The following is a 25855-nucleotide window of genomic DNA, read 5'->3' on the forward strand; positions in this document are numbered from 1 at the left end:
TTGTAATCTCTTGCGAGATTTATTCCTGTTAATTTCAATGATCATAAAACATCGCCAACGTAATAACATCTTCCATTCATTGCAAATGTTCACTGTTGTTAGTTGTATAATCATTTGTTATAAGGCTAAACGCACACACTTAACCTTATTTATACTAAATAGACTACTTCGACGCTAGACAAATTTGCGTTTCAAAACACCAACAAAAGCTTGTTAATACTAGCAAATTGATACCCCCCCCCCAGGTTTGTCAATAATACCAACGTTTTCTGGGCCTGTACTAAAAATATAACAAAAAAATTTTTCATTTTTAATACAAATAACTCCCCCCATTGCCCCCTACTTAATGCGTAGTCTCGCTTGCAATCTCAACGTGAGTTTCGTTCGCGCTAACGAGCGAGCTCCCCCCCGATTTTGTTTACTTACACACCACATAAGTAAACAAAACCAAGAACACCTCCCCGAATTTGTTTACCAACACACCCTATAAGCGCGACGACTTGCTTTGCTATTAATTAGGCAGAGATTTAAGATTTTTCGCCCATTTATTTTTTTATGTGTGCATTACCAGGTACTAGTGAGGGATAAGGATTGCTTGGTCGAGCAATATAAGAGTGGAGCGATTCTAAATAAATTCCCACATAATCCAATCCTATTGGGAATCAAAACTTAACTAAGAATCTAAAGACTAGTAGCACAAGCATAAAAACCATGTACTGTACGAGAGCGTAACGTCTGCGAGACAAGCAACCCTCATCACTCACCGCCAGAGTAAAAACTAATTACTTCGCTGACGGCGGGAGTCCACTGGACTTTACATTTAAGCCAAATCACGCTTTGAAGGAGCCTGAAATTCCAATAATTTCAGACTCAGTCAAAGCGCGCGCAAATGCTGTACTCTAATTTGCAGCAATTAAAAAGACGATAGATTTTCGATTCTACCGTCTTGCTTAAAGCTCATACAACTATCTAAAGCCCATACAACTGTCTACTCCGTTAAGCGTGTATTAAATTTTCAAATTCTTATTATTTAACATTCCAGCAAACATTGTATGATACATATCCTTCGATGATTCTTCTATTCGGGTAATACTCGATATTTTATTTCCCGCATCCTTTGATGACGCTCCACAAAGATAAAAGGCTTCATTTTCTGCCCCAAAGTCTAGTGCAATATATCTATCGTGGTATTTTTTATCGGATACCTTCAGATTCATGTCTATGTTAGGATAATCTTTTCTAAAATCATCTAAAATATTTTTTGTAAGCATATCTTTATTTCTTACATTATCGCTAAAAATTATGATTTGTACGTTATCTCTTGCAGCCCTTAAAAGTTCCAAAGTTTTAAGCCCTATATAGTTATCTATAACATAAATGCTTTTCTTCGCTGACTTATATATTTTTGTATAGGCAACATCCGCTTCTATCTTATCTCCATTAAGCAAAAGAAAATGCTTGTAGGTGTTACTATCTATAAAATTATCCATTACATTTTTCAAATCTTCTTTTGTTGCCAATGTGCTAATTTTATCGTTTATATTTGCTATTTCTTTTGAATGCTGCATTATATCATTTGTATTTTGACTTGTTTGCAATGACAGTTGCGTCATTTCTTTTGAGCTAAGAAAGTCTCTATTTTCTACAATGAAGTCTTTCATCTGCTTAAACATTCGTATTAAAGCCTTACTTTGCTTAACTGCCAGTTCTCCCCTTAATACAGTCATAAGCATATAGATGCCCTGTTCTGTAAAGGCATAAGGCTTGTATTTAATGTTACTGCCTCTGCCTTGCCTTTTGTCCAAGGTCGCAAAATGCGACCTTGAAAGTTCATATACTTCCTCATCGTTCAAGGTACCAAAATGGCACCTTGAAAGTTCATACACTTCCTCATCGGTTAATTGGAACATAAAATCGTCATCGAATTTTTCAATATTCCTTTTAACCTGTTCGTTAAATCTTTTTGTAGAATAGCCATAAATTTCAGCTAAATCCGAATCAAGCATAACTTTTTGATTTCTTATATAGTGAATCTTACTTTTAATCGTAGTTTCATCTATTAACACAATCTCTTTATTCTCTTCTGCCATAATGCCCCCAACATTATCTAAATATCTTTTCCAATCCGCCGCGCACTGCGTAATTTTTACTGCATAACTTATACTGCGTAACTTATACTGCGCAGCTTATACTATGCAACTTTCACTGTTTAATTTATACTATTTAACTTATACTCTTTAACTTTTACTGCGCAGCTTTCACTACGCGGCTTTCACTGCGTGACTTTTTAAATCAATATCATATTCTTTTTAATTTTTCTACTCCACCTTCAGCTTTTCCGACGTGTTCTGCATTTCTCTAATACATAAGCACTCAGGCAGGTCATCAGCGCACCATAGCCACAACCAAACTGCACCAGTGTCCCACCAAAAACAAGCAAAATGAGACACTCGCGCAGCGCGACGACCTGCCTGAGATCAATAACGAGCGCTTCCACGAGTTTGTTTACTTACACACCCCATAAGTACACAAAACCAAGCAACCCTTCTTGCTTTTGTTTACCAACACACCCCAAAAGTAAACAAAACCAAGAACACTCCCCCGAATTTGTTTACTTACACACCCCATAAGTACACAAAACCAAGAACACCTCCCCTATTTTGTTTACTTACACACCACATAAGTAAACAAAACCAAGCAACCCTTCTTGCTTTTGTTTACCAACACACCCCAAAAGTAAACAAAACCAAGAACACTCCCCCGACTTTGTTTACTTATGCTCGCACTCGCATACCACTACATGGTACTTTTGTCAACCAAAATAAAGGTATGTGGACAGAACATAACTTCTGACCACATTAACCAAAATCTCTTGCACATAGTAAAAGATAAAAATAACATCATCATCATGAAATATTCAAAAACACTTTCAGACATTTTAGAAGCAGAAAATCAAGGCTCATGCTTTATGGCCTCGAATACACTATCACGTAAAACACTGCGCAAACACTTAGAATCACGCTATCTAATTGAACCTTACTACGGATTATACGCAAGGCGCGAACACTGGGAAAACCTCTGGCACAATGAAAGAATATGTCATATAGCTACATCTCTTACTCAAAAAATACGAATAAAAGAATGGAAATTTACCGGAGAAACTGCCGCAGCACTATTAGGACTCGACGTAGTTGAAGAATACAGCAATCAGTCAAAGAAGATAAACATATACGTATCATGCCCATACGCAGATAAACATACTGAATCAACAAATCAGAAAGATGCAATAAAACTAGCGAAACGTCAACTTAAGCGCATTCATCTTCCAGATATTATTGAAGATGACAATGGAATCAGGCTAGAAGACTGCCATAAAAAGTACAACGACGCAAAATTGACAGCTACTAGCCGAGCGTATACGGCATCGAATGACAGCATAATGCCACTAAAAACTTCAGAATTCGGACATGTTAAAGATCAAAAAGAAAACGCAATAAATCATGTTGCCAGTATTTACAACACTCTATTTGTTGAAGCTTGGACAAATACATTTAAAACTGCACTACCAACCTTCGACTCAGCAGCTCGAAATGGCATGGATCTTAAGAAAATTTACAACACTTGTATCGAATTTTACAAATTTGCGAGATACCAACAAAGCGCTCAATCCTTCTACAATAACGAGTATTTTAAAAAATCTCAAAACCCTTATTTTGCAAACATTGATGAAAATGACATTTTTGCACGACTGCGTATTCTTTGCGACTTTGCGTCATCAAAAAGCGAAAATGCCGGAGAATCTTTGGCTAGAGCTGCGATGATTGAACTAGGATTCGTTAAACCATATTTACAATATGAATTCCCAAATAACAACAATCCAGATTGGCCAATTCGCGCTGATTTTGCATGGAAAGTTAATGGAAATCTAATAGTTGGAGAATTAGATGGCACCGATAAGTATTTAATTGCATGCGGGAAAAATTCAGATAATTTTATTGATGACAATGCTAACTTAAACAAAAATCTTATATATGATCGCGATTCTGTTAGGCGAGAACGTGATAGAGAACGACATATATACGATTGCGGCGCAAGTAATATTGTGCGATTTGATTTCGCAGATGTTATAAATCCTAAAATCCTGGAGCAAAAACTGTTATCTGCAGGCGTTCCAAAAGTGCATGTGTAAAAAAATATTAGAACATGCACATGTCAACACGCGCTATAAGCGCGACGACCTGCCTGAGCACTGCTCCTCACGGCATAGCCGTTCGGCTGATTTGGCATGTGAAGCGCACTGTGCTTCACAATTAAGCCAAATCACGCTTTGAAGGAGCCTGAAATTCCAATAATTTCAGACTCAGTCAAAGCGCACAAAAGCAACTCGAAGCGCCGAGCTTGCTTAAAGTTGAAAGCACAGCGCGCTTTCAACGCAAGCGAGGTCTGCCTTCGTTCCTACTAACGAAGGCAGTGTGATTTATTCGGTATTGCATTGCGAGTTTCGTAAGCGAGCAAACAAACAAGCTTTCCCCAATTTTGTTTACCTACACACCCAATAAGTAAACAAAACCAAGAACACATCCCCGATTTTGTTTACCAACACGCACTCTAAGTAAACAAAACCAAGAACACTCCCCCAATTTTGTTTACCAACACGCACTCTAAGTCCACAAAACCAAGAACCCTACCCCGATTTTGTTTACCACAACACACCCCATAAGTAACCATAAACCAAAAAGACCCCGCGAGCAAAAGCCCACGAGGTCTTTTCAATAAAAGCCCTAGCTAATATTTTCAGTTTTCAGTTCTCAATTTTCAGCTTTCAACTTCCAACTTTCGGTTTTCAGCTTTCAGTTTTCAACTTCAATCAGAAAATCCGAAAGTCAGAAAATCCGAAAATCAAGAAATCAGAAAATACTAGGCAAGAATCTTGGTCACACGACCGGAACCAACGGTACGGCCACCTTCACGAACTGCGAAGGTCAAGCCCTCTTCCATAGCGATTGGCTGAATCAACTCAACAGTGAAGGTTGCGTGATCGCCAGGCTGAACCATCTCAACGCCTTCTGGCAAGGTGATAACGCCAGTAACGTCGGTGGTGCGGAAGTAGAACTGTGGACGGTAGTTGGAGAAGAACGGCGAGTGACGGCCACCTTCATCCTTAGTCAAGACGTAAACTTCGCCTTCGAACTTGGTGTGTGGGGTCACAGAACCTGGAGCAGCCACAACCTGACCACGCTCAACGTCGGTACGGTTGATACCACGGAGAAGAAGACCGGTGTTATCGCCAGCTTCGGCCTCATCCATCTGCTTGTGGAAGGTCTCGATGGAGGTAACGGTGGTGGTCTGAGTTGGACGCAAACCAACGATTTCAACTGGGGTGTTGATTGGGAGCTTACCGCGCTCAACACGACCGGTGACAACGGTACCACGACCGGAGATGGTGAACACATCTTCGATTGGCATCAAGAATGGCTTATCAAGATCGTGAACTGGAGTTGGAACGTACTCATCAACAGCCTTCATGAGCTCCTTGACGGTCTCAACCCACTTCTCGTGATCTGGAGCTTCATCATGCAAAGCACCGTAAGCAGAGGTGCGGATGACTGGGCAGTCGCGATCGAAGCCGTTTTCTTCGAGGAGGTCACGAACCTCTTCTTCAACGAGATCGATAAGCTCTGGATCGTCAACCATATCGCACTTGTTCAAAGCAACGAGAATCTTCGGGACACCGACCTGCTTAGCAAGCAACACGTGCTCGCGAGTCTGAGCCATAGGACCATCGGTAGCAGCGACAACGAGGATTGCGCCATCCATCTGAGCAGCACCGGTGATCATGTTCTTAACGTAATCAGCGTGGCCTGGAGCATCCACGTGAGCATAGTGGCGTTCAGCCGTCTGATACTCAATGTGTGCGATGTTGATGGTAATACCGCGTTCCTTCTCTTCTGGAGCGGCATCAATCTGATCGAAGTCGTACTGTGGGTTCAAATCAGGATATTCGCCATGCAGCACCTTAGAAATAGCTGCGGTCAAGGTAGTCTTACCGTGATCAACGTGGCCAATGGTACCAATGTTAACATGCGGCTTAGTACGCTCGTACTTTTCCTTTGCCATGTGTTTGTCCTCCTGGACGTCTAGTAGTTTGCCTCACAATCTTATGTGAAGCATCTCGCTACATATTTACTGGGTTTCTGGGTTAGGTGCCACTTCGGTGCCAGAACCCAGTCAACTTAGAAATTCTAACGTTGACCGGGGACAGAAAACACCGAAGTAGCGTGCGCTTTATTCGCCGCGCTGAGCCTTAATAATCTCGTCCGAAACGGCCTTCGGAACCTCCGCGTAAGAGTCCATCTGCATGGTGAACATTGCGCGGCCCTGAGTCTTGGAACGAAGATCGCCAATGTAGCCGAACATTTCGCTCAGCGGTACCTTGGCATCGATAACTTTCACGCCAGTGGCATCAGTCATAGACTGGATGTTACCGCGACGAGAGTTCAAATCGCCCATAACGTCGCCCATGTACTCTTCTGGAGTACGGACTTCGACGGCCATAATTGGTTCGAGAATTACCGGATTAGCCTTAGGAGCAGCTTCCTTGAAGCACATGGAACCTGCAATCTTGAAGGCCATTTCCGAAGAATCGACATCGTGGGTCTGACCGTCGGTGACGGTTGCCTTTACGCCCACAACTGGGAAGCCAGCCAAAACGCCGGATTCCATAGCTTCCTGCACGCCTGCATCGATTGAAGGAATGAATTCCTTGGTGATGTGGCCGCCGGTAACTTCGTTGACGAACTGGTAAGTTTCGCCGGATTCTGTGTCGAGAGGTTCGAAGTTCATCAAAACCTTTGCGAACTGGCCAGAACCACCGGTCTGCTTCTTGTGAGTGTATTCCTGGTTCATAACAGCCTTACGAATCGTCTCACGGTAAGCAACCTGTGGCTTACCAACGTTCGCTTCGACCTTGAACTCACGACGCATACGATCAACGATAATGTCAAGCTGAAGCTCGCCCATACCGGAAATCAAAGTCTGACCGGATTCCTCATCAGTCTTAACCTGGAATGTAGGATCCTCATCAGAAAGCTTAGCCAAAGCCAAGCTCATCTTTTCCTGATCAGCCTTCGTCTTTGGCTCCACAGCAACCTCGATAACAGGATCTGGGAATGTCATGGATTCCAAAGAAATTGGGTTCTTTTCGTCGCACAAAGTATCACCAGTGCTGACGTTCTTCAAACCAACGAAGGTGTAGATGTTACCAGCTTCAGCTGAATCTACAGGATTTTCCTTATCGGCATGCATCTGGAAGATCTTACCAACGCGTTCCTTCTTGGACTTCGTGGAATCGTACACGGAATCGCCTGGCTTTACTTCGCCAGAGTAAACGCGCACGAACACGAGCTTTCCATAGAATGGATGGGTTGAAATCTTGAAGACCAAAGCTGCGAATGGATCAGTATTAACTGGCTTACGGTCAATTTCAACGGATTCGTCGCCTGGCTTGAAGCCCTTAATAGATGGAACATCTTCTGGGCTTGGGAGGAAGTCGACAACAGCATCCAGCATTGGCTGAACACCCTTATCCTTGAATGCAGAACCGCAAGTTACTGGGAAGGCCTTGCGCTCAATGGTAAGCTTACGGATACCAGCGCGCATTTCTTCTTCAGTAAGTTCGCCGGTTTCGAGATACTTCTCAACCAGCTCATCGTCAGCTTCAGCAACCTGATCCATAAGCTCAGCACGATACTGTTCTGCACGCTCCTGCAAATCTGCAGGAATGTCAACGGTGTCATAGTGAGCACCCATATCGTCCTTAACGTCATTCCAGACGTAAGCCTTCATACGAATCAAGTCAACAACGCCGAGGAAGTCATTTTCAGCACCGATTGGGAGCTGAATAACAAGTGGCGTTGCGCCAAGCTTTTCCTTGATCGTCTTGACGGAGTAATAGAAGTCAGCGCCAAGCTTATCCATCTTGTTGATGAAGCAGATACGTGGGACGCTGTACTTATCAGCCTGACGCCATACGGTTTCAGACTGAGGCTCCACGCCTTCCTTACCATCAAAAACAGCAACAGCACCATCAAGAACGCGCAAAGAACGCTCCACCTCAGCGGTGAAGTCGACGTGTCCTGGTGTATCGATGATGTTGATCTGGTAACGATCATCAGTGTCATGGGTTTGACGCTTCCAGAAGCAGGTAGTTGCTGCGGACTGAATAGTAATACCGCGTTCCTGCTCCTGTGCCATGAAGTCCATGGTTGAAGCACCATCGTGCGTTTCACCGATCTTATAGTTCTTACCGGTGTAGTACAAAATACGCTCGGTGGTGGTAGTCTTACCAGCATCAATGTGAGCCATGATGCCGATGTTACGAACCATATTCAGGTCGTTAAGCACATCTTGTGCCATAATTTTTTCCTTAGCTCTTTACGATACCGAATATCTTGTGGATTACCAGCGATAATGAGCGAAGGCCTTGTTGGCCTCTGCCATCTTATGGGTATCTTCGCGACGCTTCACAGAAGCACCCAAGCCATTGGAGGCATCGAGGATTTCGTTAGCCAAACGCTCAGCCATTGTCTTCTCACGACGTGCGCGGGAGAAGTCGGTAAGCCAGCGGAGGGACAAAGTGTTTGCACGGGCAGGCTTAACTTCAACTGGAACCTGGTAGGTTGCACCACCGACGCGGCGGGAACGAACCTCAAGGCTTGGTCGAATGTTATCAAGAGCACGCTTCAAAACAGAAACTGGCTCCTGCTCGGTCTTTGCCTTCACCTGCTCGAGAGCGGTGTAGACAATGTTTTCTGCGATGGACTTCTTACCATCGAGAAGGATTTTGTTAATCAACTGAGCCACGACGGTCGAGCCGTAGATTGGATCAGGAAGCAACTGATGCTTTTTTGCAGGTCCTTTACGTGACATGTTTTACTTCGCCTTCTTTGCTCCATACAGGGAACGACCCTGCTTGCGGTCCTTGACACCCTGGGTATCTAATGCGCCACGCACGATGTGGTAACGCACACCTGGGAGATCCTTCACACGGCCACCACGCACGAGCACGATGGAGTGCTCCTGCAAGTTATGACCTTCGCCTGGAATATAGGCGGTTACTTCAATACCCGAGCTGAGGCGCACACGAGCAACCTTACGAAGCGCGGAATTTGGCTTCTTAGGAGTGGTGGTGTACACACGGGTGCACACGCCACGACGCAACGGGCTACCTTTCAAGGCCAAAGTCTTTGACTTCTTTGGCTTGGCCTGACGTCCCTTACGGACGAGTTGTTCAATCGTAGGCAACTTAAGTTCTCCGATTCATTGATATCTTCTATTTGGTGAAACCGCCACACTGCAGCACACCTTAACGCATGAATCAGTTAAGAAGTAAAAGCCACAGTCCACCGGCCCGATGGCCCTCGCGCCTCCAGCCACACATTACTGCGCGCTATCTTCAGCACTTGGGATATCCCAACACGCACGCCTATAACATAAGGCACGCCGTTGGCACACACGAATTACTATTATACAACAAGCTAAGACAAAAAATCCGATACCAAAACCGAGAGAAAAATCCGAAACAAAAAATCTAATACCAATTAGTCCCAGCATCACTTAAGTATCGGCCGCGTTGGAGCAGAAACATCCAACTGTGTTTTGTTGCCAATCTTACTTGGATCGTTAATGATTTTCTCTACAATCGCATTTTTCAATTTCAAATCAGATGAATCTCCCCAAACAATAACTCTGCCAGGAGTACCTAATTGAGTTTTTACAGAATCCTGAGTTTGCGCGCTGACTTTAGTTATTTTCGCTCTTAAAGACTCAGACATCGAGCTAACTACTTTTATTGCTTCTAAAACAGCTCTAGTATTCAAGCCCTTATTCACATCATTAACTTCTATAACCGGTATGCCCTGAATCGAAGCATTCGTGACCACGTTCAGCACACGCCCTTTAACGTCAACAGCTGTTAAACTTCCGTTATATTTGGTTTTCAGCATTGCAGCTGGCCTTTGAGAAATAACAGTAATTTTTAGGCTTTTTGGAAATTCTTTTTTGACTTTTGCTTCTGTAACACCAGGTATATCATTCAACTGGTTAGTCACATCCTGCGAGGATACCAAGAATAAGGATTTGTTGATTTGACCTGAAGCGATATCTGAAATTCGTTTTTCGCTCACCCATTCATTGGCCCCAGAAATGCTGATATTTTCTTTTTCTAACCGGAAAACTTGGGATAAAAATAGCAGCCATACTAAAGACGATATTACTACAAGCGCAATCAATACGTATAAAACTCTGATTGCAATTGTGCGAACTTTTACAGAAGTGCGTTCTTTTTTACGATCTTTAAAGTCAATAACTTTCGGACGAGAAACTACGCCTAATGGGCTGATAGTTCCAGAAAGTATTTTGGACGCAAAATCCGCAACAGCTAATTTTCTTGCATCTACAAAAGCCGAAAATTGGGATGCGCTAGAAGAGTATGAATTTTCGCTTTTAGAGGAATTAGACTTTGAAGCAGAATTAGACGAATTGGAAGCAGACCTAGCAGACTTAGAGGCAGACTTTGAGACAGAACTAGAAGAATTATACGAATCAGCCCCAGAATTCGCAGCCCCAGAATCCACAATCCCAGAATCTTTATTCGAAGTCCATAAACTACTTTTAGATACCCTAACTCTAGGTTTTACAGGCGTATCAAATTCTTTTCCAGCAGCATTAGAAACAGTTCTGCGAATCGAAGACTTACGTTTTCGAGAATTGTCATCATTAGATTTGCCAAATATCGTACGCGACATACCATACCTACGTATCTTTAGTGTTATTACAAGACTTACTTAATCTTACATAAAACCTTACATAAACCCTACATAAGAAACTACATAAACCCTACATAAACCCTACATAAGAACCTACATAAAACCTTACATAAGAACTACACAAGACCTTACACAAGCCATAATTTTTCTATTATAAACTCAAGCCTTTAAGCATAACAGATGTCATATTAGTAATACTTCCTGCTCCAACAGTAAAAAGAACATCGCCAGACTTAGCGCGATTACTCAAAATCTCAGCAGCCTCATTCATATCTTCTACAGCTTCGATGCGAGTTTTCAAACCGTCTTCATGAGAAGCATTAACAATCGTATCGGCATGAATATCTGGGAAATCCTCTTGCTTTTCGCGCGCAGGGAAAATTCCAGTAACAATAACGTCATCCGCAAAACTTAAAGCGTAAGCAAATTCGTGAGCAAACGAACGCGTGCGAGAGAACAAATGCGGCTGGAATAATACTCTAATATTAGAATCAGGGTACTTTCTACGAGCGGCCTTAAGTAAAGCTTCAATTTCAGTAGGATGATGCGCGTAATCGTCTACTACAGTAACGTTATTAACACATCCGCGAATATCAAATCGTCTAGAAGCACCACGGAAATCCGATGCACCTTTGGCGGCAAGATCAGGATCTAAGCCCAATAGTATTGCCGCAATAATAGCCGCAGAAGCGTTACGAGCATTATGCAATCCTGGAATCATTAAACTTACAGGCAAAACGCGCGCATTATCGCCATCAACACACGCACACCCACAACCGCCATCAACACACGCAGACTCGCCATCAACACACGCACACTCACAACCACCATCAACACGAGCACACCCACAGCCAGCAATCTTTGCCGGCAGCTTCAATGAAAATACTTCTTTACCGCTACCAGCTTTCTCATCTTCATGCTCAATTCCAGCAAACAAAACAGAATCAGAAACACGCTTACTTACTTCATTAGGCCAATTTTTTGCCAATCCGTAAACAATAGTCTTAGAAAGCAAAGATTCAGGCAACTTCTCCAATACCATGCGAGCGCCTTCATCGTCAGCACACAAAACTATATGATTTTCAGCGTTAGAAAGATGTTTTACGAAAGCTGCACGATAATTTTCAGCATTACCATAATGATCTAAATGATCTGCTTCAACATTTGTGACGATAGAAATATAAGGGTGATATTTTTCAAAGCTACCGTCAGATTCATCAGCTTCAGCAACCATTACAGATCCAGATCCAGCATGACCCCCATCCAATACAGCACCATTATCTGCTTGAATCGATCCGCCAATAGCATAACTTGGGTCAGCTAACTCCCCCACGCCTTGAGTTGTAAGAATATGAGACAGCAATGAGCTAGTGGTTGTTTTACCATGCGCTCCAGCTACAGTAACTCCGCGCTTTTCTCTTAGAAGCAAAGATAAAATATCGCTTCTGTGAACTATTTTCACGCCTTTATTGAAAGCTTCAACAATCTCTGGATTAGTAGGCTTAATCGCGCTCGAATAGACAATTACGTCTGCGTCATGAACGTGTGAAGCTGACTGACCTATATAAATTTTGACTCCCAAATCGCGAAAATGCTTAGTATGATCGTTTTCTTCACGATCGCAGCCGCTTACTTCCACACCATCTTCATGAAGCATTTGTGCAAGAACGCTCATTCCGGATCCGCCGATTCCGATGAAATGAACACGCCCTAAGGAAGATATAGTTTGATTGGAATCGAAAGCTTCACGCACAGGATCCATAGAATTTTGACGCACTGTATCTACAGAATCAACAGAATTCCCAGCATCCCCATTCATAGAATCAACAGCATCCCCATTAGCAGGATTACCACTTGCAATTTCGCTCATAATTATTTTCTTCCTTCTTCAACTATTTCAAGAATTCTCTGTGCCATAACGTCTGCAGCATTACGAATGCCATATCTCCACGATTTATCGCGCATATCTTCTAAGCGATTCTTATCGCTTAACAACTTCACGCCTTCAGTTCTCAGCCATTTATCCGTAAAATCAGAATCTTCTACCATAACAGCACCAGAAGCATTAACAACAGGTTGTGCGTTAAAGCGCTGCTCGCCATTACCAATAGGCAAAGGAACATATATTGCAGGCAATCCAAGAGCTGAAATTTCTGCCACGGTACCAGCACCAGCGCGGCAAATAACTAAATCAGCACACGCAAAAGCCCAATCGATTCGCTCTAAATATTCCGCTATATGATAATCCCCAAGACCTGCATGTTCAGGCTTAATATCATTAATATTCGAAGAACTAGAATGCACGGATACTAACGCTCTAACTGATTCTGCTTTTCCTCGACCCGTTAGATGTATGATTTGTGCAACTTTAAGTAGATCATCGGAAGCAGATGCAACAGCGCGATTAATACTTGCAGCACCAAGAGAACCACCAGTAACAAGTATTATTGGACGATAAGGATCTAATCCCAAATGCGAAGCACCTTCTACGCGCGCAGCATAACAATCAGCAGAACGTTCAATGCACAATTGCGAAATCGCAGGACGCAAAGGCAAACCAACTCTTTCAACACTAACGCCAGACTTGGTTCTAAGTCCAGTTGACTCATAAACTGATCCAACCATAGCAGCCCATTTAGAGCCTAATTTATTTGCCATACCAGCTCTTGCGTTTTGCTCGTGAACAACAATAGGAATATTCTGTGCATGCGCTTGAACATAAACCGGAGCTGAAGCATATCCTCCAAAACCAACAACAACGTCAGCTTTGCGAGAGATTAAAATATCACGCACTTTTTTGCGCTCGCGTAACCACTTAAATGGGAAATTGATAATGTCCATATTCAGCTTACGCGGGAAAGGTACTTTTTCTATAACATCAAGCTCATATCCAGCTTTAGGAACTAAATCTTTTTCCAAGCCGACAGCAGTGCCTATAACGCTAATTAAAGCATCTTCATCACGCTCTTTTATGGCATCTGCTACTGCTAATAGCGGATTTACGTGCCCTGCAGTTCCGCCTCCTGCTAGAACTATATGCGCATGCGATTTAATACTTGCTACCATTGATACCCCTAATCCACATTGAAACACAATGGAAATATCACAAAACTTCCTAATATTTTACACTAGATTTCCAAATAAATCTCACATTAGATTTTTCTAAATCTCATACTAAATCTTTAATTTAATGTAATCCTTTTTTATTTAGACCATCCGCATTTAGACCATCTGCATTCAACCCATCCGCATTTGGACCGTCCGCTATTGAGCTAAATGCACGTGTGCTAAAAGTGCCATCGACTGAACTATCAGATATAAGCGTGCGCAAATTTGCTCGTATTAGCGAATCCGCAACTCCAGCTGCAGCCAAACACATAACAAGCGATGATCCACCTGCAGACACAAACGGCATAGGAACGCCCATAACAGGCAATAATTGCACAACAACAAGAATGTTCACCAAACCCTGACCAACAATCCAAGCCGCAATGCACACAAGAACCATAGAAATAAATCTACTGCGCGATTTTATAGCGGAAACAATCAAACACCATCCAATAACAACATAAAGCGCAATAACAATAGAGGCACCTAAGAATCCCATTTCTTCGCCAATAATTGCAAAAATAAAATCATTATGCGCGTAAGGCAAATAATTCCATTTTTCACGAGAATTACCAATACCTACTCCTAGAAATCCTCCAGAAGCCATAGCGTATTGAGCGTGTATTGATTGGAAGCAAACTCCGCGAATATCTTTAGCATCGCAACCATAAAGAGTAGCAAAAATTCTTCGCATACGATTCTGGCTTGTTACAACCATTAACAACACGCCAAGCGCAGCTAATAAAGTAATTGTTAAAAGACCTTTTATAGGGAATCCGCCAATAAAGAAAGATATAAATGCTATAAAAATTACGATAAGCGCAGTACCAAGATCCTTACCAGCAACAATAAGCAAAAGCGGTACTGCAAGACTTGAAAGAACCGGCCAATAAGCTTTAAAACCAATATGTTTATAACGCTTTGCAGCAGCAATTAATACCATCGGCAGCCAGATACACAAAGCAAGTTTAGTGATTTCTGCTGGCTGTAAAGTAATAGGTCCAATCTTAATCCAACCAGCATTACCATTAACTTCGTGCCTTAAACCTGGCATCCAAGTCAAAGCTTGCATTACAACAGCAACTATGTATATAACGCCTACTTTTTTCTTATAAAAATTAGGCGGCATACAAGCTAAAACAATATACGCTACGAATCCAATAATGCAAAAACGGCCTTGCATTAAGCCCTGTGCCCACGGTGAAAGATTATTACTAATTAACGTCACAGACGAACTAGAAATAACCATAAAAACGCCGAATACTGAAAGAACAGCTATAGATAAACGCAGGCCATACAAGCACCATACCGGGTTAAAAATACTGCGCACACCGATATATTTACTAAAAGCTGACTTTCGCGGTTTTTTATAAGTTTTATCGGATTTGCTAGTTTTATCGGATTTATAAGTTTTATTATCTTTGCTATTGGTTTTATTAGATTTATTTTTGCCTAATCCAATATTGTTGCCGATGTCATTCCCAATATTATTTCCAATATTCTCAATATTGTTTTTAACATTCTTAGCAGCGCTACTAACATTCTTACCAACATTCCTAGCAACACCACTAACACCACGCTTCAAAGCGTTCAAAATATTAGATAACTTGTTGCTAGACATGATTTTGTACCCATCGTTGAGCTTCCTTAGCAAAACGATTACCGCGGTCTGCATAAGAAATAAATTGATCCATTGAAGCACAGGCAGGAGCCATAAGCACAACATCGCCCGCCTTAGCGTAGCTAGCAGCAGCTTCCACAGCGTTGTGCATAACATTCTCACCTAGTGATGCACTAGAAGCAATTACAGGATTATTTTCAATAGTTTTAAGCAAAGAATCATCTATTTTTTCATAAGAGCATACAGAGGATCCGTCCGGAGAAACTATTGAAACAGGAATATCAGCATCTGAAGCATGCAAAGCTTCAATAATAGGACGTTGATCTGTGCCAATAACAACAACGGCTTTAATAATATCTTTTTGAGAAGAAACTAAATCTTCAAAATGAGCACCTTTTGCTAATCCACCAGCAATCCAAACAACCGATTTTTTAGCAAAACTTGACAACGAAGCAGCAGCAGCATGCGCATTAGTAGCCTTAGAATCATCCACAAAACGAATACTATGTTCAAAAAGTCCATCTTGAGATTCAAAAGTTGCAACTGTTTGAATCCTATGCCCTCCAGGAGCAAATTCGCATAACGCTTGAACTGCTTCACTAAGGTCTACATTTAATCCAAGAGTTAAAGCTAATGCAGTTAAAGCATCAGCTAATAGATGCGGATAAATCGTGCCGTCTGGCTCGCATAAATGCTTTAAATCTTTGACGAGAACAATCTTGTTAGCTTCGCCTATTTCTTTACCAGAAATTCCACTTCTATCTACAATCCATCCGTTTTCAACGCCAATTTCTCCACTTTTAGGAGAATCCAAAGTAAAACCTACAAGCTTGCAACCATTTCCAACTTTGGCTTCATGAGCTAAAGCTGTAACTCTAGAATCTTGAGCATTATAAACTAGCGCTTTTTTTACGCGATTAAAAACTTTAGATTTATCTTTGGCATACGCATCCATGCCACCATGCCAATCTAAATGATCAGCAGCAATATTAGTAATCGCCGCACAATCAAGACTTAAAGAATCTGTGAAATGCAATTGGAATGAGCTTAGCTCAACGCATAATGCATCATGATTTTTTTCTAAAGCTGCATGAGATACAGATTGACCAATATTTCCAACCGCAGGAGCGTTCAAACCGCATGCGCAAAGCATAGAAGACGTCATTTCTGTAGTAGACGTTTTTCCATTAGTACCAGTAATACCAACCCATAATGCAGGAGAATTAGTTTTTTGTGAGTTTACGCGAATACGCCAAGCAAGCTCAACTTCGCTCATTACAGGAATATTACGTTTTGCAGCTTCTTGCAAAAATGGCGTACGAGGATTAAAAACTGGAGACGTTACTACAGCATCGATATCCGACCAATTAATTTCATTAAAATTATGCAAATCTGCGTCAGGCTTATTTTCGTCCACACTAATAGGAGTTGCACCTATTGCACGCAAAACTTCAACGGCACCACGGCCTGAAACACCTAAACCAGCAACAAGAACTTTATGGAATTGGAATTCACTACGACAATCTTTAGAAACGCCTTCCATATTCGCCATCCTTAAATTACTTTAAATTAATAACATACTTTTAAAGATTTTGATTAAATCAACAATCCTGTACGTCCAGCCCAATCCGCATAGAATAACATCAATGCAGAAAGCACGAACATAAGCTCAATCATCCAGAAACGAACAACGACTTTAGTTTCCGTCCAACCAGCAAGTTCAAAGTGATGATGAATTGGAGCCATTTTAAATACTCGCTTATGAGTTAACTTAAAGCATCCAACTTGTATAACATCGCTCATTGTTTCTATAACGAATAAACCGCCTAAAAGTACTGCTAAAAATTCTGTATGAGTTGCGATTGATAGCGCGGCAAATAATCCGCCTAAAGCTAAGGAACCGGTGTCGCCCATAAATACTTGAGCAGGATTTGAATTAAACCAAAGGAATCCGAAGCATGCAACTCCTGCGCAAACAGCAATAATAGTTAAGTCAAGAGGATCTGAAACAGCATAAGAGAATCCAGGCCTTACTCCGCCTCTAACATGGTATGATTCCCAAAAAGCTACAAGAGCGTATCCAGTAAAAGCAATCATTGAAGATCCGGAAGCTAAACCGTCCAAACCATCAGTCAAATTCACAGCATTTGACCATGCTGCCATAAGGAAATTAACCCAAATAATAAATACGATTGTTCCTATTACACTTCCAAAAATAGAAAAACTAAAGAATGGTTTTTCTATAAAACTCATGCCCATTTGAGCACTTGGGAATCCTGAAGGAGTTGGAAGCAAAAGAGCTAGCAAAGCATATAAACTTGCGAAAATAATCTGACCAGTGAGTTTAGCGCCTACCGAAAGACCCAAATTCTGCTTTTTACGAACTTTTGCGAAATCATCTATAAATCCAAGCAAGCCCATTGAAAGCATGGCAAATAATACAAGAACTGCAGACCACGAAGGAGCACGATTAACAGAAATATAACGATATAGCGCTGAAGCAGCCCACCCAGCAACAACAGACAGATTTATAACAACACCGCCCATTGTTGGAGTTCCACGCTTAAGTTTATGCGATTGTGGACCATCTTGACGAATATATTGCCCGTAATGCAAATGGTTAACTAAGCGAATCAAAAGAGGAGTGCCAATGATTGTTACTAACAATGACACTACGATTCCCACTATAAGAGCAATCAACGCTTAACCTCCATTTGTTCACAGGCTTTGCAATCCTCAACCTTAGTTTTCTCAGGCAGAGATTGCAAAGAATCCCACTTTTCAGCCAACGCACTCAAACCAGATGCATGAGATCCTTTTAATAACACTACACTACGCGAATGTTGCGCAACAAGCGACCAAACTGTTTCATCGGCTTCACTCACATCATGCGCATAAAATACTTCTACTTTTGAAGAATTTTCTGGAAGATTATCGCAAGCTTTTTTAGCACCTTCATAGATATATTTTGCTAAATTATCTAAATCTTTAGAAGTACTAGACCCAACTGCAATTACAGCATCAAGATTGTGCTCAATAGCGTATTCTCCTATATTTTCGTGGAGAATATTTTCATCTTTTCCAAGCTCTAACATGGAACCAAGAACAGCAATTCTGAAAATCTCTGTATCGTGATTGCAACTATTCTCATAAGCGTATAATCCGTTAATACCTGCCTTCATTGAATCAGGGTTGGCATTAAAAGAATCGTCAATAAGAGTAAAAGATTGATTATTTTTGCAAACAGTTGAAATTTGCATACGATGGGGGCTTATATGAGAAATATTCTTCAATACGCTAGCTATGCTGCTCCACTGCATGCCAAAATATCTGGCTACGTTTGCTGCAGCAAGAGCGTTCATAATATTATGCTCACCTTGGATTGAAAGATGAATATTTTGGCTAGATTCATGCGATTTAGATTCACTAACGCCAGATTCACTAGACTCAGATTCACTAACGCCAGATTCACTTGCATTAAACTCTTTAAATACAGCTGAAGCACAACCGTATTCGTCTAAATTCACATCTTCAGCAATAATGCAATACTGTGATTTTTTATTTTTAATTCCAAACCAACGTATTTTATCTTCATCAGCTAAAGATTGCATAGCAGCTACACGACTATCATCCGCATTCAAAACAGCCACACCGTGAGGAACTAAGCCTTGTACAATCTCACTTTTTGCTTGTGCTATTTTTTCTACAGAGCCAAATTCGCCCAAGTGAGCAACTCCAACTTTTAAGACGATAGCAATATCAGGAGGAGCGATATTAGTTAAATATGCGATTTCTCCAACATGATTAGCTCCCATTTCAGCAACTAAAAATCGTGTATTTTCGCCAACACGTAAGGCGGTTAAAGGAAGACCTATTTCATTATTAAATGATCCAACAGGCGCAACTGTTTCACCTAAAGTTGAAAGCAAAGCGTGAAGCATATCTTTAGTAGTAGTTTTTCCGACTGATCCAGTTACACCAACTATGCTGAACTCAGAATCACATTCTCTACGACGCTCAATATTATGTTTTGCAAGCAATCCTAAAGCCTTTACTGAATCTTCAACAACAATCTGAGCAAAGTTAGGATCCACATCCGGCACAACATGTTCTACAATCGCTGCAACAGCCCCAGATTTTGCAGCTTTGTTCACATAATCATGACCATCTACGCGTTCTCCGCGAAAAGCTACGAATAATGAGCCTTCATGAACTTCTCTTGAATCGCTACATGTAGCAATTGCAAAAACTTGATCACAATCATACGCGTTGTCGACATTAACAACACCGTGCACCGCTTGAGCGATTTCACTTATGCTCATGCGCATCATTTCAGCATGAGATTCGCTCTTATCAGTGCCTTTGCAGCAAGCCATCAATCCTCCTAATAACGTTAGCTATCGTAAGCTTAGCTATCGCAAGTTTAGCAATCGTAACTTTAGCCATCGTAACGCAACAAAATTTCAACTTATTAATTTCCAACTTTCACAAGCATAATCAATGCAATTCATGCGACACACGAAGAGCACTTTTAATTGTTCCACGTCTAACTCCTGCAGCCAATACCATTGCTATTGAAAGTGATAAATGACGCTGCAAATCTTTAGTTCCAATTTGATCATCTAATTGAGCTAATTCGTCAGATTCCTTGCTTCTAGTTATGCAATAAGAACGTTCACGGCAATAAAAACCATAGCGTTGTTGCAAAGAATAGAAGCTTACAACAGGCTTTACATCAACTTTCTTTATTAGAACTTCATCATCCTTGCCGTTTAACAACTCATTTTTATCATTCACATTTTCTGAAGAAGAAATATTAGAATGTGAATCTTCAGGAGGAGTTGGGATTTCTAAAGGATTTTTAGGCACTATAGAAACCTTACGCTTTTCTTCACTTTCAACACCCAAAACATCTATATTCACAGATTGCAATGCATCTTTTTGCAATGTTGCACTATTCAAAGCAATAACAACCGCAGCAGCACCATCTTCCACGCAAACAGACAAATTATGCTGTAAATCAGCAATACCAAGCGGATACTCTAAAGCTAAATCACGCTGCAGCGACGAAGATCCTGCTGCGCTAATAATGCCAATAGGATTTCCAAGCATATGGAGGAAATCTGCTAAGCGTATAACGTTAGCATATATATCATCGTCATCATCACCAGCTACAGCAAACGTAGCAACACACGATGAAGGATCGTTATTAATATCGCATGCGAGTTTTCCGAAAGCAACAGGATTTGGTGAAGAAACTAATAGCGGCAAACCAATATTATTAGCTTCAGATCTCAATTCTGGAGGAACTAAAGCAGCATACGCTCCAGCATCACGAGCAGCCTCTAATTGACGACGATCAACATGAGAAGTCGGAGCAAATAAAGACCCAGGACGTACTTTGCGTACATCGTCAGCAAAAGAAGTCACAGTAACATCAGTAGCAAACGACGGCACTACTTCAAAACCATAGTTCTCAGCTGCATAGCCTAAAGTCACTCTCGTTCTTGAAAATTCATCAACAGCATTCATATTTATACTCGCATTTATAAATAACACTCACCACTTAACAGGAATAGCATTAGATCGACGAGTAGACGCTGGAATTTCATACTTTTGCATTAAGAATCCAGCAATAGACTTAAGTACTGGACCTGCAGTATAAACGCCGAACGTCCCTTCAGGATCTCTAAATACTACTGTTATGGCAAATCGAGGATTATCTGCAGGAATAATTCCAGCGCAGTCAGCAACAATAGAAGTAAGGCTCCTACCTGCTCCACCAGCTACTTCTGCAGTACCACTCTTAGCAGCGATACGATATCCATCAACAGACACAAATTTATTATAGAACTCAGCAGTGCTTTCCATTGCATTAAGCATTTGCGCAGCTACTTTTTCATCTAAAACGCGCGTTCCTTCTGGCCTCTTATGCTCACTAACATTGCCGTTAGGATCAATCACAGACTTAATAATAGACTGCTTAAGCCTTACGCCTTTATTAGCAATAGTTGCGATAGCGTTAGTAACTTGCAAAGCGTTAGTTGCATATCCCTGACCGAACAAAACAGTATTCTGCTTACGAATATCCCAAGATTGAACGCTTGGCAACATACCACGGGATTCGCCTTGCAAATTCAAACCAGTATATTGTCCAATACCAAATCTTGAAAGGAATTCATAACGCTTATTGTTTGGATACTTTTCTCCAGCAAGAATCATGCCGACGTTAGAAGATTGCTGCAAAATTCCAGCTAAAGTTAAACGTTCAACACCGTGAGCGTGAGAATCGTGGAATTGCTGATTATTTACATTAATGCTTCCAGGAACAGAGAATTTATCGTCGAGCTTTCTAGCTCCAGATTGAACCATTCCGGCCATTGCAAAAACTTTTCCAACAGAACCAGGCTCGAAAGTTTGGCTAACAGCGCGAGAAACAACGCGCTTAGCATTTACAGTACCTGCATCAATATTATCTGTATCTTCTATAGCAAGAATTTCGCCTGTATGAATATCTTGAACAACTGCAATTCCCCAAGCAGCCTTGTACCTCTTCTTGCCATCCATCAAAGCTTTTTTAACATACCAATCGACATCGCTATCAATCGTAAGCTTAATGTCATTGCCATTAACAGCAGGCTTCGTTTCTAGAACAGTTCCTGGAATGCGCTGAGCACCAGTGCTATTACCCTGATAGCTTTGATATCCATCAACACCAGTCAATTGCTTATCTTGAGTTAATTCAAGACCAGCAACGCCAATATCACCCTTACGACCTTTAGTATCCTTAATATCTGTTTCACTAATATCGGAAACTGCGCCTATAAGAGAGCCTAAAATATGACCGCTTGAATACACGCGCTCGCTACTTTTTTCTGCATAAATGCAGCCAGACAAATTTAAATTGTCGATTTTACGCTTGTCTTCAGGAGTTACATTGCGCTTAATAAGCATATAGCGACCAGTACCGGCTAATTTTCCGCCGATTTCCATAGAAGACATATGCAAAATTGGAGCAAGCAAACGAGCAACTGCTACAGCACCAGTGCCTTCAACAGGCTTTCCATCAATAGAATGGCAATTACCTTTAGTTTGAGCATTGCAAGGAGTAGGTTTAAACGCTTGAGCATTCAAAGGATCACCAATTATGTTGTATCGCTCAACACTTTGTGCCAAAACTGCTCCATTAGCGTCGAGGATTCGACCGCGACGGGCCAATATAGGGCGAACTCTACTACGCTCTTCCTGTGCAGCTTCAGCAGTTGAACGTGCATTCACGATTTGCGTAGAACTAAGCTTAATTATTGCTCCTGCAGCGAGGAACACAAAAAGTACCATAATTACCATGCATTTACGAGTAAATACACTATAGCGAGATAGGAAATTCTTAATAGCTTTAAGCATTATCGTTTCTCCTGTTTTGCTGGTTGTTGCTGCTTAGTATTTGATGATGAAGTTTTATTTGAAGTTTTGTCGTTCTTGGATTTGGACTTTTCGTTCTTGGCCTTAGATTTATCAGTCTTGGACTTGTCGTTCTTAGGCTTATTTTCCTTAGGCTTAGATTTAGTCTTGTCATTCTTTGACTTTGACTTATCGCCCTTGGATTTATCAACCTTGGACTTATCACCCTTAGATTTATCGTCCTTAGACTTTGACTTAGTCTTATCGCCCTTTTTCGCATAATCACTAAGATCAATTGCAATAGTGTCTTTAGGAGGAATCATGCCCATTTTTTGAGCTCTAACAGGCAATTGCGCTTCTAACGAATCCAATTTTGTCTGCTTGTCCTCAACTGATTGACGAAGTTCAACTATATGTTCCTGAACTTGCGCTTGAGCAAAAGAAATCTCAGTCATGCGAGTACGAATTAACAAAGAAATTGTTAATGTTGTAACAAAGAAAACAACAATAATAACTATGTTAAAAAGCGGAACCATACTCCTATTGCTCCAAGCAATAACCCTATTAAAGTGATCTAAAATAGAAGCTTTGCTATTCTCAAAACGAGAATGAGATTGACTTGCTGAGCTTGAGTAATCACTGCGATTGCGCGCATCTTTTTCAGACGAACGACCTGCAGGAGCAGAAGAAGCAGAGGAGGACATTCGTGGCAAACGATTCTTTAGTGCTGAGAATTTCACCATTTATCTACCTCCTTTGCTTCGATTAGCGCGATTAGAAGCAGACTTTCCATCGAAAGATAAGAGACCAGAAGCCTCATTTTCTAAGCGCTTAATCCAACGATCAGGTAATTCACGTTGCAACTCAACAGCACGCAAACGAACAGATGAAGAACGAGTATTACGAGCTATTTCCTCATAAGAAGCTTTCATAGCTCCGCGAGTTAAAGAAGCAAAGAACGGCTGAGCGTCAGGCGGAATAACAGGCATATTATCTGGAACATCAACTGTTAAACCCTGATTCATAAAGCGCTTAACAGTAATATCTTCCAAAGAATGATAAGATTCAACAACAATTCGACCATTCTTACGAAGATTCAAAGTCAATTGAGGCAAAGTGCGAGCAAGCTTATCCAATTCGCCATTCACTTCAATTCTTAAAGCTTGGAATACGCGTTTAGCTGGATTTCCTGGAGCACGATGAGCCTTTGGAATAACGCTATCTACTAAATCAACAAGCTGACTAGAAGTAGTTAAAGGATTAGCATCGCGAGTTGCAACGATTTTTCTAGCAATAGGAGCAGCAAAACGTTCTTCTCCATAATCGCGGAAAATCTTCACAAGGCTATCAACATCGTAATTAGCTAAAATAGTTGCGGCAGTTGTTGCTTGAGATACATCCATTCGCATATCAAGAACAGTGTCGTGAGAGTATGAAAAACCGCGATCTGTTTCGTCGATTTGCAAACTTGATAATCCAAGATCCATAAAAGCAGCATCAATATAGTCGATGTTATTCGCGCGCAAAACATCGCTTACTTCATCAAATGCTGCGTGAGCTGGAATAAAGCGATTTTCAAGACCCTCATTGCGCATACGCTCAGTAGCTAATGAAAGAGCTTCTGCATCTCTATCAATACCGATAAGGGTTGCGGCAGGAGCAGCTTTCAAGAAGGCTGTTGCATGACCAGCAAGACCAAGAGTGCAATCAACAACTACAGCACCTTCATGATTCAATGCTGGAGCAACAAGATCAACACATTCTTGTAATAAAACCGGCTCGTGAATGGTGGTAAGATCAGTCATCACATCACCACCGGCAATACGTCATCTGCAATATCTGAATACCCTTGTTCACGATCTGCAAGATACTCGTTCCAAGCAGTCTTATTCCAAATCTCAGCACGCGTACCAACGCCAATAACAACAATTTCGTCGCCAAGATTTGCATACTCGCGAAGCATTGGAGGAACAACAATTCGACCTTGCTTATCTGGCTCTTGATCAACAGCTCCAGAAAGAAATACGCGCAAATAATCACGAGCTGATTTATTGCTCATTGAAGTGCGCTGAATCTGAGCTGTAATACGCTGGAATTCTTGCATTGGAAGCACGTAAACACAACGCTCTTGGCCTTTAGCCATCACAAAACCAGTTCCTAATTGAGCGCGGAATTTAGCTGGTAATGCAACACGACCCTTACCGTCAATTTTTGGCGTATAAGTTCCTAAAAGTACAGGAGAAATCGCTTGTTGTTGCATCTGTTGCGCCATCTGCGGCATTTGCAACGGCATCTGCGTAGCTTGTGGCACTTGCTGCGTAGATTGCTGAGGCATTTGTGGCACTTGAGAAGGCTGCACAACATAAGGCTGAGCAAATTGCTGAGGCTGATTTCCTTGAGCGTAATACATATAAGAAGGATCAGAAGGCAAAGGAGTGGTAAAAGCCTGCTGAGGAACTTGTTGCGAATAGTATTGCGCTGAAGGAATTGAATAGCCTTGAGAATAAGCTACATAGCTTTGATTATTGGCACGATTATTGGATTCACTCTGCTCTTGATTAGGCAGTGGCATCTGCTTTTGCTGAGCATCACGAACGGCATCAGACATATTTTCAGAGGAAGAATTGGCATTATTCTGCGGTTCTTTACGATTTGCATTACGTACCATACTTCCACCTCCTTAAATAATATGCGCTATGCCACGTGCACAATGCTCACCATTCTACTCCACCCTTCACCTAAAATCCCCACTTTTTTGTAAAAAAATACATTTTTTTGGGAGGATTTACCACTATTAATATGAACAAAAATGGAATCACGTTATTAGAAGATGAAATTCCTATATAAAATGAATAAAAATCATAAAAATTTGCAAAAATATCATTAGATTTTATTCATT

General features: G+C 41.4%; 18 protein-coding genes. 1 reads left to right on the top strand and 17 read right to left on the bottom strand.

Annotated elements, in window-relative coordinates:
• Positions 1 to 1007: 1007 nt before the first annotated feature.
• Positions 1008 to 2090 (bottom strand): ORF6N domain-containing protein, encoded by a 1083-nt coding sequence (locus HXT51_RS02805; protein ID WP_421776733.1) that lies wholly within the window; start codon positions 2088 to 2090, stop codon positions 1008 to 1010.
• Between the two features lie 710 nt (positions 2091 to 2800).
• On the opposite strand from HXT51_RS02805, the gene HXT51_RS02810 reads away from it, so the two are divergent.
• Complete coding sequence (locus tag HXT51_RS02810; RefSeq protein ID WP_415692261.1) at positions 2801 to 4189, top strand: hypothetical protein; 1389 nt, start codon at positions 2801 to 2803, stop codon at positions 4187 to 4189.
• A gap of 728 nt (positions 4190 to 4917) precedes the next feature.
• On the opposite strand, the gene tuf is transcribed toward HXT51_RS02810, so the two are convergent.
• From tuf to mraZ, 16 genes are all read right to left on the bottom strand, one after another.
• Complete coding sequence (gene tuf / locus HXT51_RS02815; protein WP_103084883.1) at positions 4918 to 6117, bottom strand: elongation factor Tu; 1200 nt, start codon at positions 6115 to 6117, stop codon at positions 4918 to 4920.
• 168 nt (positions 6118 to 6285) lie between these two features.
• Positions 6286 to 8415 (bottom strand): elongation factor G, encoded by a 2130-nt coding sequence (gene fusA, locus HXT51_RS02820; protein WP_103084882.1) that lies wholly within the window; start codon positions 8413 to 8415, stop codon positions 6286 to 6288.
• A gap of 42 nt (positions 8416 to 8457) precedes the next feature.
• A complete protein-coding gene (rpsG, locus tag HXT51_RS02825) occupies positions 8458 to 8928 on the bottom strand; it encodes a 30S ribosomal protein S7 (RefSeq protein WP_075523050.1) in 471 nt (156 codons plus the stop codon).
• A gap of 3 nt (positions 8929 to 8931) precedes the next feature.
• The gene (gene rpsL / locus HXT51_RS02830; protein ID WP_003813881.1) at positions 8932 to 9303 is read right to left on the bottom strand and encodes a 30S ribosomal protein S12; all 372 of its coding nucleotides are present in this window, start codon (positions 9301 to 9303) and stop codon (positions 8932 to 8934) included.
• 308 nt (positions 9304 to 9611) lie between these two features.
• A complete protein-coding gene (locus tag HXT51_RS02835) occupies positions 9612 to 10805 on the bottom strand; it encodes a cell division protein FtsQ/DivIB (RefSeq protein ID WP_421776734.1) in 1194 nt (397 codons plus the stop codon).
• A 172-nt stretch (positions 10806 to 10977) separates the two neighbouring features.
• Positions 10978 to 12588: a UDP-N-acetylmuramate--L-alanine ligase gene (locus tag HXT51_RS02840; protein WP_421776805.1), complete on the bottom strand. Its 1611-nt coding sequence runs from the start codon at positions 12586 to 12588 to the stop codon at positions 10978 to 10980.
• Positions 12589 to 12698: 110 nt separating this feature from the next.
• Positions 12699 to 13892, bottom strand: a complete 1194-nt coding sequence (locus HXT51_RS02845; protein WP_421776735.1) for a UDP-N-acetylglucosamine--N-acetylmuramyl-(pentapeptide) pyrophosphoryl-undecaprenol N-acetylglucosamine transferase — start codon at positions 13890 to 13892, stop codon at positions 12699 to 12701.
• Positions 13893 to 14013: 121 nt separating this feature from the next.
• Positions 14014 to 15555 carry a peptidoglycan glycosyltransferase FtsW gene (locus HXT51_RS02850; protein WP_421776736.1) on the bottom strand — a complete coding sequence of 514 codons (1542 nt, stop codon included), beginning with the start codon at positions 15553 to 15555 and terminating at the stop codon, positions 14014 to 14016.
• On the bottom strand, positions 15548 to 17098 hold the full coding sequence (gene murD, locus HXT51_RS02855; protein ID WP_103084879.1) for a UDP-N-acetylmuramoyl-L-alanine--D-glutamate ligase: 1551 nt from the start codon (positions 17096 to 17098) through the stop codon (positions 15548 to 15550). The genes HXT51_RS02850 and murD overlap by 8 nt, the downstream gene beginning before the upstream one ends.
• 53 nt (positions 17099 to 17151) lie before the next feature.
• The gene (gene mraY, locus HXT51_RS02860; protein ID WP_103084878.1) at positions 17152 to 18255 is read right to left on the bottom strand and encodes a phospho-N-acetylmuramoyl-pentapeptide-transferase; all 1104 of its coding nucleotides are present in this window, start codon (positions 18253 to 18255) and stop codon (positions 17152 to 17154) included.
• Positions 18252 to 19931 (bottom strand): UDP-N-acetylmuramoyl-tripeptide--D-alanyl-D-alanine ligase, encoded by a 1680-nt coding sequence (locus HXT51_RS02865; protein ID WP_421776737.1) that lies wholly within the window; start codon positions 19929 to 19931, stop codon positions 18252 to 18254. Before HXT51_RS02865 ends, mraY begins: the two co-directional genes overlap by 4 nt.
• A 121-nt stretch (positions 19932 to 20052) precedes the next feature.
• Positions 20053 to 21087: a UDP-N-acetylmuramyl peptide synthase gene (locus tag HXT51_RS02870; RefSeq protein ID WP_103084876.1), complete on the bottom strand. Its 1035-nt coding sequence runs from the start codon at positions 21085 to 21087 to the stop codon at positions 20053 to 20055.
• Positions 21088 to 21114: 27 nt separating this feature from the next.
• On the bottom strand, positions 21115 to 22959 hold the full coding sequence (locus HXT51_RS02875) for a peptidoglycan D,D-transpeptidase FtsI family protein (RefSeq protein WP_103084875.1): 1845 nt from the start codon (positions 22957 to 22959) through the stop codon (positions 21115 to 21117).
• Entirely contained in the window at positions 22959 to 23699 is a 741-nt protein-coding gene (locus HXT51_RS02880) for a hypothetical protein (RefSeq protein WP_421776738.1), read from the bottom strand. The genes HXT51_RS02875 and HXT51_RS02880 overlap by 1 nt, the downstream gene beginning before the upstream one ends.
• Positions 23700 to 24761 carry a 16S rRNA (cytosine(1402)-N(4))-methyltransferase RsmH gene (gene rsmH / locus HXT51_RS02885; protein WP_103084874.1) on the bottom strand — a complete coding sequence of 354 codons (1062 nt, stop codon included), beginning with the start codon at positions 24759 to 24761 and terminating at the stop codon, positions 23700 to 23702.
• Positions 24761 to 25624, bottom strand: a complete 864-nt coding sequence (gene mraZ, locus HXT51_RS02890) for a division/cell wall cluster transcriptional repressor MraZ (RefSeq protein ID WP_421776739.1) — start codon at positions 25622 to 25624, stop codon at positions 24761 to 24763. Before mraZ ends, rsmH begins: the two co-directional genes overlap by 1 nt.
• Between the last annotated feature and the right edge of the window lie 231 nt (positions 25625 to 25855).

Source organism: Gardnerella sp. KA00255 (genome assembly GCF_049244095.1).
Taxonomy (GTDB): Bacteria; Actinomycetota; Actinomycetes; order Actinomycetales; family Bifidobacteriaceae; genus Bifidobacterium; species Bifidobacterium vaginale_F.